This is a genomic window from Streptomyces sp. Ag82_O1-12 (genome assembly GCF_900182715.1).
GTDB lineage: Bacteria > Actinomycetota > Actinomycetes > Streptomycetales > Streptomycetaceae > Streptomyces > Streptomyces massasporeus.
Map to the genome: position 1 here is coordinate 2,901,283 of NZ_FXUW01000001.1, position 15,406 is coordinate 2,916,688.

Sequence of the window (15,406 nt, forward strand, 5' to 3'; positions counted from 1 at the left end):
TTGAGCGGGATACGCAAGGCGTACGGGAAGACGCTCGCACTCGACGAGCTCGAACTGGACGTGCGGGAGGGCGAGTTCTTCTGTCTGCTCGGCCCGTCGGGCGCGGGCAAGACCACGACCTTGAAAACCGTCGCCGGGCTCGAACAGCCCGACTCCGGCACGGTCGTGCTCGACGGCGAGGACATGCGGGGGGTCGAGCCGTACGACCGGGGCGTGGCGATGTGCTTCGAGAGCTACGCCCTCTATCCGCACCGCTCGGCCTACGACAACCTCGCCTCGCCGCTGCGCTCGCCCCGGCACCGGCTGCCCGCCGCCGAGGCCCGGCAGCGGATCGGCGCGATCGCCGAGCTGCTCGGCATCTCCGGGCTGCTGGACCGGCCGGTCGGCCAGTTGTCCAACGGCCAGCGGCAGCGGGTCGCCCTCGGCCGGGTGCTGGTCCGCCCCGCCCGGGCCTTCCTGCTCGACGAGCCGCTCTCCCACCTCGACGCCAAGCTCCGCCAGCAGATGCGGGCCGAGCTGAAGGCGATCGGGGCCGTGCAGCACACCACCACCCTCTACGTCACCCACGACTCGGTCGAGGCGCTCGCGCTCGGCGACAGGATCGGGGTCATCCGCCAGGGCCGGATCGTGCAGACGGGCACGCGGGAGGAGATCTGGTACCGGCCCCACGACACCGAGGTCGCGCGGGCCTTCGGCCGGCCCCGGATCAATCTGCTGCCGGGAGTGGTGACGGAGAGCGGCGTGCGCGCGGACGGCGGTGTGGAGCTGCCGGTCCGGGCCCGGGCCGCACCGGGCACCGACGTCCTGGTCGGTCTGCGCCCCCGGGACCTCGCCCTGCACGGCGGCGAGGGCCACGAGCTGACCGGGACGGTCTACGTCACCGAGGTGCTCGGCCGGTCCGTCGAGGTCACCGTGCGGCTCGGCACCGGGGAGCAGCGGGTGTCGCTGGTGGCCCCCAGAGCGGACGCGGCGCGCCTTCGTGCGGACGATCCGGTACGGCTCGTGGTCCGGCCTGAGAACCTGCTGCTGTTCGAGGCCGACCGGCCGGAGCGACCGGGACGACGGATAGAGACACGATCATGAGCAGCAGCAGTGGTGGACAGCACGGGCCCGCGGCGCGGCAGGCCGCCATGGCCGAGCAGGTGCTGGCCGACGGCTCGGCCACGGCGGCGGAGCTCGCCGAGCGGTTCGGGGTGAGTCTGATGACCATCCACCGGGACCTCGACGAGCTCGAACGGCAGGGCATCGTACGGAAGTTCCGGGGCGGGGTGACCGCGCAGCCGTCGGGGGTCTTCGAGTCGAACGTGCAGTACCGGCTGAAGAGCATGCGGGCCGAGAAGGCGGCCGTCGCCGAGCACGCGCTGCGGATGGTCGAGCCCGGGATGGCGATCCTGCTGGACGACTCCACGTCCACCCTGGAGATAGCCAGGCGGCTGCGCACGGCCGAGGTCACGCCGCTGACGGTCGTCACCAACTTCCTGGAGGCCATCAACCTCCTGTCCGACCAGCGCGGCATCCACCTGATGGCGCTGGGCGGCGACTACGACCCGCTGCACTCCTCGTTCCTCGGGGTGTCCTGCGTGGAGGCGGTGCAGCAGCTCCGGGTGGATGTGTGCTTCGCGTCGACGTCGGCCGTGCACGGGGGTTACGCCTACCACCAGGAACAGCACATCGTGTCGGTGAAGCGGGCGATGCTCGACGCGGCGGCACGCAACGTCCTGTTGGTCGACCACACCAAGCTCGGCCGGGTCGCCCTGCACCGGGTCGTCCCGCTGTCCCGCTTCGACACGCTCCTCGTGGACGACGGGGCGTCACCGGAGGCACTGCGGGATCTGGACGAGCACAAGGTCCGTTACGAGGTTTGCGCGATGACCGCTCGTGAGCCGTAAGGGCGCGCCGGTGTCGAGGGTGCGAGCGCGCGGAGGCCCGAAGGGTCGAGCACGGTCGCGGTCTCGACACCGGCTGAAAGCGCCCTGGAGGCGAACGAGCCATAAAAGGGGACGGCCATGACGGGACTGGAACTACGTGAGCTGAGGAAGACCTACCGGTCGCGGGGGCGGCCGGGGGTGGACGCCGTCCGCGGGATCGACCTGACCCTGCGGTCCGGGGAGCTGCTCGGGCTGCTCGGGCCGTCCGGATGCGGCAAGTCGACCACCTTACGGATGATCGCCGGGCTGGAGTCCGTGACCGGCGGGGACATCCTGGTCGGCGGGACGTCGGTCGTCGAACGGCCCGCCCAGCAGCGGAACATCGGGGTCGCGTTCGAGAACTACGCGCTGTATCCGCCGCTGTCGGTCGCGGAGAACCTGGCGTTCGGGCTGAAGGCCCGCCGCGGGGCCGCCCGCGGTTCCCGGGGGGACGTCGAGCGCAAGGTGAAGGACATCGCCGAGCGGGTCGGTCTGACGGACCTTCTCGGCGCCCGCCCGGCCGGCCTCTCCAGCGGCCAGAAGCAGCGCGTCTCCCTGGCCCGCGCCCTGATCCGCGAACCCGACGTCCTGCTCCTCGACGAACCCCTCTCCCACCTGGACGCGGCCCAGCGCGACTCCACCCGCCGGGAACTCAAGCGCATCCAGAAGGACTTGGGCCACACCACGATCCTGGTCACCCACGACCAGGAGGAGGCCCTCTCCCTCGCCGACCGGATCGCCGTGATGAAGGACGGCGTCATCCAGCAGCTCGGCACGCCCTACGAGATCTACGACAGTCCGGCCAACGTGTTCGTCGCGGACTTCGTCGGCGAACCGGCGATCACCCTGCTGCCCGGCATCGCCGGCGACGGCCACGCCCGGCTCTCCGACACGGTTCGGATCGCCCTGCCCGTGCCGGTGGACGAGGGCCGGCAGGTGGTGGTCGGGATCCGCCCCGAGGACGTCCGCCTCACCGCCGAGGGCGGTCTGCCCGCCCGGGTCGTCGCCCATGAGCCGCTCCTGGAGTCGGGCCTGGCGACCCTCGCCCTGGACGGTGTCGAACGGCATCTGGTCGTCCTCACCGACCCCGAGGTGCGGCTCGCGCACGACGAGCGGGTCCGGGTCGCCGCCGACCCCGGGCACACCCATGTCTTCGACGCCGAGACGGGAGCATCCCTGCGATGACTGACGGAAACAGCGTGCGTGTCGTGGCCGCCGGTGACCACTTCGTCCTGCCGTCGCTGATCGCGCGGGCGGTGGAGCACGAGGTGGCGCGGGCGGACGTCCGAGAGCTGAAACTGGGCTGGCCGCTGGAGCCGTTCGGGCCGGTCGCCGAGGTGCAGGAGGCCAGTGACGCCGAGGACGCGATGATCGAGGCGCTGGCCGGGGCGGAGGTCCTGGTCACCCAGATGGGCCCGGTCACCGGGAAGGTCCTCGCCGCCTGCCCGGATCTGAGGCTGGTCGTGGTCTGCCGGGGCGGGCCGGTCAACGTCAACCTGGACGCGGCCAAGGACCATGACGTGCGGGTGTGCTTCGCGCCGGGCCGCAACGCCGCCGCCACCGCCGAGTTCACCGTGGGGATGATGCTGGCCGCCCTGCGCCGCATCCCCCAGGCCCACGACCCGCTCGCCCGGCAGGGCAGCTGGGAGGGCGCGACGTACTACACCTACGAGCGGAGCGGACTGGAGCTGGAGGACCTGCCCGTCGGTCTGGTCGGGTACGGGGCCGTCGGCAGCCGGGTCGCGCGGGTGCTGTGCGCGTTCGGGGCCCGGGTGATGGTCCACGACCCGTATGTGCACGGCGAGATCCACGGCCTGCGCGTGACCTCGCTCGACGACCTCCTGCGCCGCTCCCAGGTGATCACCCTGCACGCCCGGCTCACGCCCGAGACGCGGGGGCTGATCGGCGCCCGGGAGCTGGGGCTGCTGCCGTCCGGCGCGGTGGTGGTGAACGTGGCCCGGGGCCCGCTGCTGGACGAGGGCGCGCTGTGCGACGCGCTGGAGAGCGGGCGGCTGTCGGCGGCGGCTCTGGACACCTATGAGCGGGAGCCGCTGCCGGCTCGGTCCCGGCTGCTGGGGCTGGCCGACCGGGTGGTCCTCACCCCCCACTTGGGCGGGGCGTCGCGGGCGGTCGCGGAGAAGGCCGCCCGGATCGCCGCCGAAGAGGTGGGCCGCTGGGTGCGCGGGGAGCCGCTCGCGCACTGTCTGACCTGAGGACCCGGAGGAGAGCGGCATGTACGTCGGTATCGATGTGGGCACGTCCATGGTCAAGGCGGCGGCCTTCGACGCCACGGGCCGTGAACTCGCCGTGGCATCCCGCCCGGTGGAACTCTCCCTGCACGGCGGGGTCGTCGAGCAGGACATGGAGGAGGTGTACGGGGCGGTCGTCGCCGTGCTCGGGGAGGTCACCGGGCGGGTCCCGGAGCCGGTCGAGCTGGCCGGACTCACCGGGCAGGGCGACGGGGTGTGGCTGGTCGACGACGAGGGCCGGCCGGTGCGGCCCGCCGCCTCCTGGATGGACGGGCGGGCGCACGAGCTGGTCGACCGGTGGCTGGCGGACGGCACCTTCGAGTCGGTGTTCCGGCGGACGGGCAGCGCGATGTTCCCGGGCTGCCCGGGCCCGCTGCTGGCGTGGCTGGACCGGCACGAGCCGAAGGCGCTGGACGCCGCGAAGGCGGCCCTGTACTGCAAGGACATGGTGTTCCAGCGGCTGACGGGGGCCGGTCCGGCGACGGATGTGTCGGACGCTTCGATGCCGTTCCTGGACCCGCGGACCCGGACGTACGACGACCGGGTCGTGGAGCTGCTGGGGCTGGCGCACCGCCGGGATCTGCTGGCCCCGGTCAGCGACCCGGTCGCGACCGCCGAGGCGCGGGGCGAGGGCCTGCCGTCCGGGACCCGGATCTCGAACGGCCCCTACGATCTGCCGGCCTGCGCGCTGGGCGCCGGGGTGACGTCCCCGGGGGACGGTCTGCTGATCGTCGGCACCTGTCTGGCCAGCCTGGTCGCCACCACCGAGCTCGATCTGGGCGGTGAACCGGCCGGCCTGTACATCTCCACCGACCGGCCCGGGCACTGGCTGCGCGCCATGCCCGCGATGGTCGGCACGGCGGCGCTGGACTGGGTGCTGTCGACGACCGGAGTGCGGCACGACGAGGTGGACGGCCTGCTGGCCGGGACGCCGCCGGGCGCGCACGGCGTCCGGGTGCTGCCGTACTTCGCGCCCTCCGGGGAGCGCGCGCCCTTCGTGGAACCCCGTCTGCGCGCCGAACTCACCGGTGTCTCCCTGGAGTCGACCCGGGGCGATCTGGTCCGCGCCACCTGTGAGGGCATCGGGTACGCGGCCCGCCACTGCCTGGAGGCGGCGGGCCTCACCGGGAGCCTGGCCGTGTGCGGCGGCGGCACCCGCAGCTCCGCCTGGATGCGGCTGCTGTCCGATGTGCTCGGGCGGCCCCTGCGGATCGTGGAGGGCGAGGTCGGCGCCCGGGGCGCGGTCCTGGCGGCGGCCGAGCGGTACGGGGTCGGGCTGGACGCGCGGGCGTGGACGAAACCGACGGCGGTCGTCGAGCCGGACCCGGACCGGGCCGCCTTCTACACGAGCGGCTACGCGGAGCACCTGGACCGGCTGGCGCGGGCCCGGGACCGGGCCCGCACGTGAACCTGTCTTCGACGAAGGGGAGTCGCATGCAGCTCGGACGCAGATCACTCCTGCTCGCGGCGGCCGCGGGAACCGCCACGGCCGGCACGGCCGCCCCGGCGGGAGCAGCACCCCGCAAGGGCGGCGGCCCGGTCGTCATCGGCCACCGCGGCGCGGCCGGCTGGCGCCCGGAACACACGGCGCCGTCGTACACGTACGCCGTGCAGACCGGGGCCGACTGGATCGAACCGGATCTGGTGCCGACGAAGGACCACGTGCTGGTGGTGCGGCACGAGAACGAGATCTCCCAGACGACCGACGTGGCCCGCCGGCCGGAGTTCGAGGGCCGCCGTACGACGAAGACGGTCGACGGGCGGGCCGTCACCGGCTGGTTCACGGAGGACTTCACGCTGGCCGAGCTGAAGACGCTGCGAGCGGTGGAGCGACTGCCGGCGGTCCGCAACCGCAACACCGTCTTCGACGGGCGGGAAGAGGTCATGACCTTCCAGGAGGTCGTGGACCTGGCGCGGCGGCTGTCGCGGGAGCACGGCCGGACCGTCGCGGTCTTCCCGGAGACCAAGCATCCGACGTACTTCCGCTCGATCGGCCTGCCGTTGGAGCCGAAGCTGGCGGCCGTGATCCGCCGCAACCGGCTCGGGCGGCGCGAGTGCGTCGTGCAGTCCTTCGAGCCGACGAGCCTGCGGCGCATGGCGGGCCTGGGTGTGCCGCTGTGGCAGGCGCTGGGGACGACGGGCGGCCCGTACGACCTGCCCGGAAGGACCTACACGGAGATGATGACGCCGACGGGCCTGGCGGAGATCGCCGCGTACGCGGACTGGATCGGGCCGGACAAGGCGTCGCTCGTCGGCACGTCGCTCGTCGCGGACGCGCACGCGGCGGGGCTGCGGATCGGGCCGTACACCTTCCGCGCCGAGAACCAGTTCCTGCCCGCGCAATTCCGACACGGGAGCGGACCGAACGATTTCGGGGACGCTTTCGCCGAATACGCGCTGTACTACCGCATGGGGGTCGATGCGGTCGTGACCGACTTCCCGGACCTGGCGGTGATCGCGAGGAGGAGCTGATGTTCTTCAAGGACAAGCACTGCCCGACCTGCAAGGGCAGCGGCACGCAGGTGTTCACGCCGCTCAAGCCCGAGGAGCGCAAGGCCCTCGGGACGAACCGCACGGACCTGTGGCGCTGCACCGCCGCGGGCTGCCGGTGGTATCAGCCCTGGGACCATCGGGCCGGCGGGGGCCGACTCCCGGAGGAGTTGCAGAACCCGGGAGCCGACGCCTCGCGGTGAGGCCTACAGGTTGGAGAAGTCCGGGCCCTTGGTGCGGGTGCGCTTGATCTCGTAGAAGCCGGGGACCGAGGCCACGGCGAGGGTGCCGTCCCACAGGCGGCCGGCCTCCTCGCCCTGCGGGGCCGGGGTGACGACCGGGCCGAAGAAGGCGATCTGTTCGCCGTCGGGGCCGGGCACGGCGATGACCGGGGTGCCGACGTCCTGGCCGACCTTGTCGATGCCCTCCTGGTGGGAGGCGCGCAGCTCCGGCTCGTACGGGGTGGAGTCCCAGTGCTCCAGGAGGGACTCGGGCAGGCCGACGTCCTTCAGGGCGGCGGCGACCGTCTCCTTGCCGGGGCCCTCGCCCTGGTTGTGGATGCGGGTGCCGAGCGCGGTGTAGAAGTCGCCGAGGACCTCGGGGCCCTTCTCCTGCTGGGCGGCTATGACGACCCGGACGGGGCCCCACGCCTTGGTGGCCAGCATGTCGCGGTATTCCTCGGGCAGCTCGTCCAGCCGGTTCTCGTTCAGGACAGCGAGGCTCATGACGTGCCAGCGCACCTCGATGTCCCTGACCTTCTCCACCTCCAGCACCCAGCGGGAGGTCATCCAGGCCCAGGGGCACAGCGGGTCGAACCAGAAGTCGACGGGGGTCTTGTCCGACATGTCTCTCCTCAGCAGGAAACCGTTTCCCGGGCAACGCCGGTACGCGTTCCCGTCATTCCCGGCTGCCCCGTGTCAGGTGCACGTGGCAGGATCGGCGCTGTTCAGCCCTGCCCCACGACATTCGAGGAGTGCCGCCCGTGCCCGGTGAGAATCTGTCCCGCGACGAGGCCCGGGAGCGGGCCGCCCTGCTGAGCGTCGACGGGTACGAGGTGTCCCTCGACCTGCGGTCCGCGGTCGGCGAGGACCCCGGGGACGGGCCCCGCACGTTCCGCTCCGTCACGACGGTCCGCTTCCGCTGCAACGAGCCCGGGGCGAGCAGCTTCGCGGACCTGATCGCCCCGAGTGTGACGGCCGTCTCACTCAACGGCCGTGATCTGGACCCCGGAGAGGTCTTCGACGGCTCCCGGATCACGCTGGAGGACCTGGCCGCGGACAACGAGCTGGTGGTCGACGCCCAGTGCGCCTACTCCCGCACCGGCGAGGGCATGCACCGCTTCGTCGACCCCGAGGACGGCGAGGTGTACCTGTACACGCAGTACGAGCCGGCCGACTCGCGCCGCGTCTTCGCGAACTTCGAGCAGCCCGATCTGAAGGCCCCGTACCGCTTCGAGGTACGGGCGCCCGAGGGCTGGACGGTGTGGAGCAACGGCGCCGGTGAGCAGACCGACGGGGTGTGGCGGTTCGCCGAGACCAAGCCGATCTCGACGTACATCACGTGTGTGGTGGCGGGCCCGTACCACTACGTGACGGACTCCTACACGCGCGCTTTCGAGGACGGCACGACGCTGGAGATTCCGCTCGGCGCCCTGTGCCGCAAGGGCCTCGCGCCCTACTTCGACGCCGACGACGTCTTCCTGGTCACCAAGCAGGGCCTGGACTTCTTCCACGACCACTTCGACTACCCGTACCCGTTCGGGAAGTACGACCAGGCGTTCGTGCCGGAGTACAACCTGGGCGCGATGGAGAACCCGGGCCTGGTGACGTTCCGGGAGGAGTTCATCTTCCGCGGGAAGGTGACGCAGGCGTCCTACGAGGGCCGGGCCAACGTCGTCCTGCACGAGATGGCGCACATGTGGTTCGGCGACCTGGTCACCATGGAGTGGTGGGACGACCTGTGGCTGAAGGAGTCCTTCGCGGACTTCATGGGCGCGTTCGCCCTGGTCGGCGCGACCCGTTTCGTCAACGGCTGGATCACCTTCGCCAACCGCCGCAAGGCCTGGGCCTACCGGGCCGACCAGCTGCCCTCCACACACCCGATCACGGCCGACATCCGCGACCTCCAGGACGCCAAGCTCAACTTCGACGGCATCACGTACGCCAAGGGCGCGTCGGTGCTGAAGCAGCTGGTGGCGTACGTCGGCGAGGAGGCGTTCCTGGAGGGCGCCCGGCGCTACTTCAAGCGGCACGCCTACGGCAACACGCGCCTCGGTGACCTGCTGTCGGTGCTGGAGGAGACCAGCGGCCGGGACATGAGCGCCTGGTCGCGGTCCTGGCTCCAGACGGCCGGGGTGAACTCGCTGACGCCGCAGGTGCTGCTGGACGCGGACGGCCGCGTCGAGGAGCTGGCGGTGGTGCAGGAGGCCGCCGAGTCCCACCCCGAACTGCGTCCGCACCGGGTGGCGGTGGGCCTGTACCGGGTGGCGGACAGCGGCGCGCTGGAGCGGTACGCCCGCGTGGAGACCGACGTCGACGGACCCCGCACGGTCGTCGCGGACCTGGCCGGCGCCGAGGCTCCCGACCTGGTCCTGGTCAACGACGACGACCTGACCTACTGCAAGATCCGCTTCGACGCGACGTCACGGGCGACCCTGCGCGAGCACCTGGGCGCGATCACCGACCCGCTGGCGCGTGCCCTGTGCTGGTCGGCGCTGTGGAACATGACGCGCGACGCGCTGCTCCCGGCCCGGGACTTCGTGGACCTGGTGCTACGCTTCGGCGGCCGCGAGTCGGAGATCGGCGTCGTGCAGATGCTGCACGCCTGGGCGGAGTCGGCGATCACCCACTACACGGCGCCCGCCCGGCGGGAGACGGCCGCGCGGCTGCTCGCCGAGGGCGCCCGGCGGGAGCTGTACGCGGCCGGGCCGGGCAGCGAGCACCAGCTCGCCTGGGCGCGCTTCTTCGCCCGGACGGCCGCCGCCGAGGCCGACTTCGGGCTGCTGCGGGACCTGCTCGCGGGCACGGCCGCCGTCGAGGGCCTCGACCTCGACCAGGAGCTGCGCTGGGTGTTCCTGGAGCCGCTGGCCGCGCACGGGGCCGTCGACGAGAAGGCGCTGGCCGAGGAGCTGACCCGGGACGACACGGCGTCCGGCAAGCGCCACCAGGTGCGCTGTCTGGCCGCCCGCCCGTCCGAGGCGGTCAAGGCGCAGGCGTGGGCGCAGGTCGTGGAGTCGGACGCGCTGTCCAACGCCATGGTGGAGGCGACCATCGCGGGCTTCTCCCAGGGCTCGCAGCGGGAGCTGATCGCGCCGTACGCCGGGAAGTACTTCGCGGCGATCGAGCGGGTGTGGGCCGAGCGGTCGATCCAGATCGGCATGCACGTGGTGCAGGGCTTGTTCCCGTCGCTCCAGCAGTCGAAGGAGACGCTGGACGCCACGGACGCCTGGCTGGACGCCCACAAGGAGGCGGCCCCGGCGCTGCGCCGGCTGGTACTGGAGTCCCGTGACGACCTGGCGCGGGCGTTGCGTGGACAGGCGTGCGACGAGGTCTCTGACCAGTAGCTTTGGCCTGAGATCTGGGCGTTCCGCCTTCGTTACGAGATGAGTGCCCCGTGAGCCGTAACCCCTGGTCCGCACCCGAACGGACCAGGGGCTTTCGGCATCCGAACACTCGTCCTTTAGCGCCGGGTTGTCCGTATTTGTCGACGGACCTGTAACAGCGGTTCAAGAAGGGGCAGAGCGCGGGAAATTGCGGGTCATGACCCACAACACCCCGCTCTCCCCCCGCCCCCTGCACGACCTGTCCGGCGGTGGCCGCCCCCGTGTGATGACGGCCGCCCAGCTCCGCTCGCACGGCGTCTCCACGGCCGAGACGAACGAGCAGTGCCGCGCGGGCGGCCCCTGGCAGCAGCTCCTCCCCGGCGTCGTCCTGCTCCACCCGGGCCCGCCGACCAGCGAGGAGCGGCTGCACGCGGTGCTCATGTACGCGGCGCGGGAGCGCGGCACCGGGGTGCCCGCCCAGCCCGGCGCGGGCCGGCCGCACACCCCCGCCTACCCCGAGGTGATGATCACGGGCCTGGCCGCGCTGACGCTGCACGGCTTCTCCTCCACTCCCCCGCTGCCGTCCCTGGACGCCATCGACGTCCTGGTCCCGCGGCTGCGGCGGCTGCGCTCCACGGGCTGCGTGCGCATCGTCCGCACGCCCGTCATGCCCGCCCCCGAGCAGGTCACGGGGGTGCCGGTGGCGCCGGTCGCCCGGGCGCTGGCCGACGCGGTGGCCGAACTCGCGGACGCCGGCATCGTCCGCCGGCTGCTCACGGAGGCGGTCCGCGGCGCCCACTGCGACCCGGCGGCGGTGGTCCGCGAGCTGAACCAGGCCCGGCTGCTGAGCCGCCCCCACGTGGTGGACGCGGTGGAGTCCCTGCTCGCCGAGGGCCGGGCGCGGGCGGAGGACCGCCTGTACCGGATGGTCCACGAGTACGGCCTGCCCGACCCGGTCTGGAACGTGGACCTGCGCCTGCCCGGCGGCCCCTACCTCGGCGGCCTCGACGCGTACTGGCCCGACCAGGCGGTGGCGGTGGAACTCGACACCCGGGCACCCCGGCAGGACGACGACGCCCTGTGGTCCGAGTACGCCCGCAAGCGCGAGCACCTGGAGCGGCTCGGCATCACGGTCGTCCACATCACGCCGCGCAAGCTCCGCGACGCCCCGGAACAGCAGGCGACGGTGCTCCGCACGGCCCTGATGGCCTCGGCCGACCGTGATCCGGCGGCATATGTGGCGGTGCTGCCCCGTTAGTGACGGACGCGGGGGCAGGACCAGGAGGGGAGAGGAGGGGCCGCCGGGACGCACCGGCGGCCCCTCCTCCTGTCGGGAGCGCTACTTGCCGCAGAACTCCGCCTCGATGATCGCGTCAGTGCTCCCCGACCAGTCGCCGTTGAGGTTGACGGCCAGGGAGTGCCGGCCGTTCTCGGTCGTCGCCACGTCCGAGTTGGAGCCGGTGATACCGCCGCCGTGGCCCCAGACGTGGACGCCGCAGCTGAGCTTGCGGTCCACGAGCCCCAGGCCGTAGCGGCTGGTCTCCCGGCTGGACTCGACCGTGGTCTTCATCTCCCTCAGCTGCTCGCGCGGGAGCAGCCTGCCGCCGAGCAGGGCCGAGTAGAAGCGGGTCAGGTCGGCGGAGCTGGAGACCATCTGGCCGGAGCCGTAGGCCAGGCGCGGGTTCAGTTCCGTGACGTCGTACGTCGGGCCCGTGTCCGTCTTGGCCAGTTTGGAGTAGGCGCGGCTGCCGGGCCGGGGCAGGGTGACGCGGGTGGTGGGGACCGAGGTGGAGGTCAGGTGCAGGGGGGCGATGATCCGGCGGTCGATCTCGTCGCCGTAGTCGTGGCCGGTGGCCTTCTCGATCACCCGCGCGGCCAGGAGGTAGTTGGTGTTGGAGTACGCGAAGGACGCGCCGGGCTCGAAGTACGGCCGGTTCTTCATCGCGATGGTGAGCATGTCCTCGGGGGCCGCCTCGTCGAAGCGGTGCTTCATGAAGCCGTCCGGGGTCATGTAGGTCTGCTGGAAGCCCGGGTCCTCCAGGTAGTCGAAGATGCCGCTGGTGTGGTTCAGGAGCTGGCGGATCGTGATGCGGCTGCCATCCTGGCCGTTGCCCCGGACCAGGCCCGGCAGCCACTTCTCCACCCTGTCGTCGAGCGACAGCCTTCCCTCCGCCTCCAGTTGCAGGACCACGGTCGCGACGAACGTCTTGGTGATGCTGGCGACCCGGTAGTGATCCCGGGCCGAACGCGGCTTGCCTGTCTCCAGGTTGCCGACGCCTGCGGCGTGCGCCCAGGTGCCGTGGCCCCGCCGTACCGTCACCGTGACGCCCGGGACGCCGTCGGCGACCGCGGCCCGTACCGCCTGCCGGGTCGCGTCATGGCCGCCGGGAGCCTTGCCTGGGACGGCTGCCAGCGCCGGGGCCGCCAGGGCCGCCGTCAGTGCCACCGCGGTCGCCGCCGTCAGGGTCGTACGCACGTGTCTCTTCATGTCCCCGTTTCCCCCTGCCACTTCGAACCGTGTCGGGGGGAGGGACCTCGGCAGCCCGGCCCGGGTTGACCGGGCCCGGGCAGTTGAGCCGGAATCAGCTCTTCTTGAGCACCAGTTCGGTGTTGCGGTCGTTCGGGTCGCCGCCGAGGGTCGTGCTCGCGCCGGGGGCGTTGAGGGACAGCTCGCGGTAGAGGGCCGCCAGGCCGGTCTGGGAGAGGTCGGAGAAGTCCGTGCGGTGCGGGGCCGAGGACTCCACCAGCGTGGTGAACAGGGAGATCGTGCCGTCCTTGTTGTCGGCCAGCTCGATGACCCGCGCGAGCTGCGGGAAGTCGACGTGGGAGGCGGTGGAGATCTCCCAGAAGGTGCCGCCGCCGGACATCGAGTGCGGGGTGATGACGTTCTTGTGGATGTGGCCGTTCACCCAGGCGAGCACCCTGGGGTGGCTGCCGAGCAGGGCGAGGACCTCCTGGCCGTTGTGGCGGCGCTCGTTCGGCCTCGCCGGGTCGCTGCGCAGGTTCGTCATCGTCTTGCTGGTGTGATGGCTGAAGATCACCGCGTAGGAGTCCTTGTTGTCGCGCAGTGTCTTGTCGAGCCACTTCAGCTGGGCGGTGCCGATGGACCCCTCGTAGTGGCCGCCGGAGTCGGTGGTGTCCAGGCTGATGCCGATGACGTCGTCGGAGATGCGGAAGGCGTAGTACTGGGTGCCCGTGTCCAGGTTGGCGGAGGAGTAGCCGTGGCCGGCCGGGCCGACGCCGCGGTGGGCCGGGTCCAGGTGCGCGCGGAGGTACTCGGCCTGTGTGAAGGGGGCTCGGCTCTCGTCGGGGGTGACCGAACGCATGGAGCGGGCGTGGGACTTGAGGAAGTCGTGGTAGCGGACGCCCTGGGGGTCGCGGGCCTTCTTGATCTGCGCCTGGAGCTGCTGCGCCTCGGCCGCGGTCACGTTCATCAGCTTCTTGCCGCCGACGGCCAGTTCGGTGAGGTACGAGTCGCCGTGCGAGGCGTAGCAGCCCATCGGCAGGGAGTCGTGGTTGCCGACCGTGGAGTACCAGGGCAGGTTGAGGCCGGGGCTGCGGACCTCCCGGATGGCGGCCTTCAGGAAGCCGTCCAGGTGCGGGAACCCGGCCTGCTTGTCGCTGTCGCGGACGGCGGCGTCGGGCTGCCAGTACTGCTTGAGGCCGCTGTTCTGGACGCCCTCGTACTGGCGCGGGTCACCGGAGTTGGGCGTGATGCGCCCGCCGCTCATGATCTTCAGGAACCAGTCCAGTTCGGACGTGGCGTTGTTGTCCGTGTTGTCGCCGGTGGTCATGGCGAAGTGCAGCGGGGCGCCGGTGACGGGGGCGCCGCGCAGCGCGTTGATCCGCTCCACGAGCGCGATCGCGCCCTGTACGGTCAGCGCCTCGTGCGGCCGCCAGGCGTGGATGTCGGCCGAGCGCAGATACTCCAGGCGCAGCGGGTGCTGGGCGTCGATGATGTGCAGGTCGGTGAGCTGCACGAACGCGGCGAGCGCGGTACGGCGCCCGGCGCGGCCGGACTTGGGCGCGGCCAGGTCGGAGCGGACGACCCGCTGCCAGCCGGGTCCGTCGCCCAGGCGCCGGTAGCCGGAGCTGCCGCGCGGGGCGGCGACGGAGGCGAGGGTGGTGCCCTTGGTGTAGGGGGCCAGCGGCGCGGCCGGTGCCTGGCGCGACGAGGCCGCCACGGCCTGGGTGGCCTCCTCGGCGGTGGCGGCCTGGCTTTCGCTGGGCCGCAGGGCGTAGCCGACGCCCGCGGAGAGGGCGACCGCGCCGGTGGCGGCGAGGACGGAACGACGGTGGATGCCCTGGCCGGAGCCGGCGGCTGAGCGTGTGCGCGACATGCGCTTCTCTCCCCGAGTGCGAACGCGTCGGCAGTGGTCGCGGGGGGTTCACGACCTGAACACCCCGCTCGTACTCGATCGTTGGCACCGGGGATGACCTGCGCGTGAACGAGGCGGCAACGCGCAGCGCCGATCACCGAACGTGGATCTTGGACTACCCTGCGCGTCGTCGCCCGCTCCGGATCCGGCCGGGAACCGGCCACGCGGCGTTCATCTTCCGGGGTTGCGCACCTGAACCGTCGTGCGGTCGGGCTCTACTCCAGAGCGTCGGCCAGTCGTCCGGTGGCCGGGCGTTCGCGCCACATCCGCAGCGCGATGTCGACCATCGAGATCCGCACCAGCCCGGACACGGCGTCCAGGTCCTGCCAGGCGGCGAGGTCCGTGGAGCCGTTCACCTCGTTGCGCAGTTCGCCGCCGATGATCCGGGCCTCGTAGACGAGCCGGACGCCGTGGTGGTCGACGGGAGGCCCGAAGCCGTTGCGGAAGACGCGGTGGGCGGAGTTCACGCCGAGCAGCCCGGTCACCTCGATGTGGTACCCGGTCTCCTCCTCCACCTCCCGCCGGACCGTGTCGTAGGGATCCTCGCCGTGCTCCATCCCGCCGCCCGGCAGCACCCACTCGGGCGTGCCGTCCTGGGCGGGCGAGCGGGCGAGGAGGATCTGTCCGTCCCGGACGCATATGGCGTAGGCCGCCACCCTCAACTTCTGTCTCACTTGGGGACGTTAACCGATTTCTTCCCCACCTTCGGGACTGATGCTCACAAATCGCATCGCGGGTTTTCCCCATACATCCATTTCGTTTCGGTCAACCCTCCCCAAAGAAGTTCCCCTTGCGTAAGGCTGTGCGATCGTCCGGGCTTGCCGTTCGGACCGTGTGCGA

At 71.9% G+C, this 15,406-nt stretch carries 13 protein-coding genes; 9 read left to right on the plus strand and 4 right to left on the minus strand.

Annotation, left to right across the window (positions count from 1 at the left end; all coding sequences use genetic code 11):
• The 7 genes from QOL88_RS13315 (at position 1) to QOL88_RS13345 (ending at position 6,849) form a co-directional block, all read left to right on the plus strand.
• The gene (locus tag QOL88_RS13315; RefSeq protein ID WP_257027757.1) at positions 1–1,083 is read left to right on the plus strand and encodes an ABC transporter ATP-binding protein; all 1,083 of its coding nucleotides are present in this window, start codon (positions 1–3) and stop codon (positions 1,081–1,083) included.
• The gene (locus QOL88_RS13320; RefSeq protein WP_097216631.1) at positions 1,080–1,889 is read left to right on the plus strand and encodes a DeoR/GlpR family DNA-binding transcription regulator; all 810 of its coding nucleotides are present in this window, start codon (positions 1,080–1,082) and stop codon (positions 1,887–1,889) included. The genes QOL88_RS13315 and QOL88_RS13320 overlap by 4 nt, the downstream gene beginning before the upstream one ends.
• Positions 1,890–2,006: 117 nt before the next feature.
• Complete coding sequence (locus tag QOL88_RS13325; RefSeq protein WP_097216632.1) at positions 2,007–3,092, plus strand: ABC transporter ATP-binding protein; 1,086 nt, start codon at positions 2,007–2,009, stop codon at positions 3,090–3,092.
• Entirely contained in the window at positions 3,089–4,120 is a 1,032-nt protein-coding gene (locus QOL88_RS13330) for a 2-hydroxyacid dehydrogenase (RefSeq protein ID WP_097216633.1), read from the plus strand. Before QOL88_RS13325 ends, QOL88_RS13330 begins: the two co-directional genes overlap by 4 nt.
• A gap of 19 nt (positions 4,121–4,139) precedes the next feature.
• Entirely contained in the window at positions 4,140–5,564 is a 1,425-nt protein-coding gene (locus QOL88_RS13335) for an FGGY-family carbohydrate kinase (protein ID WP_097216634.1), read from the plus strand.
• Positions 5,565–5,590: 26 nt separating this feature from the next.
• The gene (locus QOL88_RS13340) at positions 5,591–6,628 is read left to right on the plus strand and encodes a glycerophosphodiester phosphodiesterase family protein (protein WP_097216635.1); all 1,038 of its coding nucleotides are present in this window, start codon (positions 5,591–5,593) and stop codon (positions 6,626–6,628) included.
• Positions 6,628–6,849: a hypothetical protein gene (locus QOL88_RS13345; protein ID WP_097216636.1), complete on the plus strand. Its 222-nt coding sequence runs from the start codon at positions 6,628–6,630 to the stop codon at positions 6,847–6,849. Before QOL88_RS13340 ends, QOL88_RS13345 begins: the two co-directional genes overlap by 1 nt.
• Positions 6,850–6,852: 3 nt before the next feature.
• Here the strand turns inward: QOL88_RS13345 and QOL88_RS13350 are convergent, their stop codons facing one another.
• On the minus strand, positions 6,853–7,491 hold the full coding sequence (locus QOL88_RS13350) for a mycothiol-dependent nitroreductase Rv2466c family protein (RefSeq protein ID WP_097216637.1): 639 nt from the start codon (positions 7,489–7,491) through the stop codon (positions 6,853–6,855).
• 137 nt (positions 7,492–7,628) lie between these two features.
• Between QOL88_RS13350 and pepN the strand changes: the two genes are divergently transcribed.
• A complete protein-coding gene (gene pepN / locus QOL88_RS13355) occupies positions 7,629–10,208 on the plus strand; it encodes an aminopeptidase N (protein ID WP_097216638.1) in 2,580 nt (859 codons plus the stop codon).
• 196 nt (positions 10,209–10,404) lie between these two features.
• Complete coding sequence (locus tag QOL88_RS13360; RefSeq protein ID WP_097216639.1) at positions 10,405–11,445, plus strand: hypothetical protein; 1,041 nt, start codon at positions 10,405–10,407, stop codon at positions 11,443–11,445.
• 81 nt (positions 11,446–11,526) lie between these two features.
• Here the strand turns inward: QOL88_RS13360 and QOL88_RS13365 are convergent, their stop codons facing one another.
• From QOL88_RS13365 to QOL88_RS13375, 3 genes are all read right to left on the minus strand, one after another.
• Positions 11,527–12,675 (minus strand): serine hydrolase domain-containing protein, encoded by a 1,149-nt coding sequence (locus tag QOL88_RS13365; RefSeq protein ID WP_097216640.1) that lies wholly within the window; start codon positions 12,673–12,675, stop codon positions 11,527–11,529.
• Between the two features lie 94 nt (positions 12,676–12,769).
• Positions 12,770–14,527 carry a TIGR03767 family metallophosphoesterase gene (locus QOL88_RS13370; protein WP_097216641.1) on the minus strand — a complete coding sequence of 586 codons (1,758 nt, stop codon included), beginning with the start codon at positions 14,525–14,527 and terminating at the stop codon, positions 12,770–12,772.
• A 254-nt stretch (positions 14,528–14,781) separates the two neighbouring features.
• Complete coding sequence (locus QOL88_RS13375) at positions 14,782–15,240, minus strand: NUDIX hydrolase (RefSeq protein ID WP_257027759.1); 459 nt, start codon at positions 15,238–15,240, stop codon at positions 14,782–14,784.
• Positions 15,241–15,406: the final 166 nt, after the last annotated feature.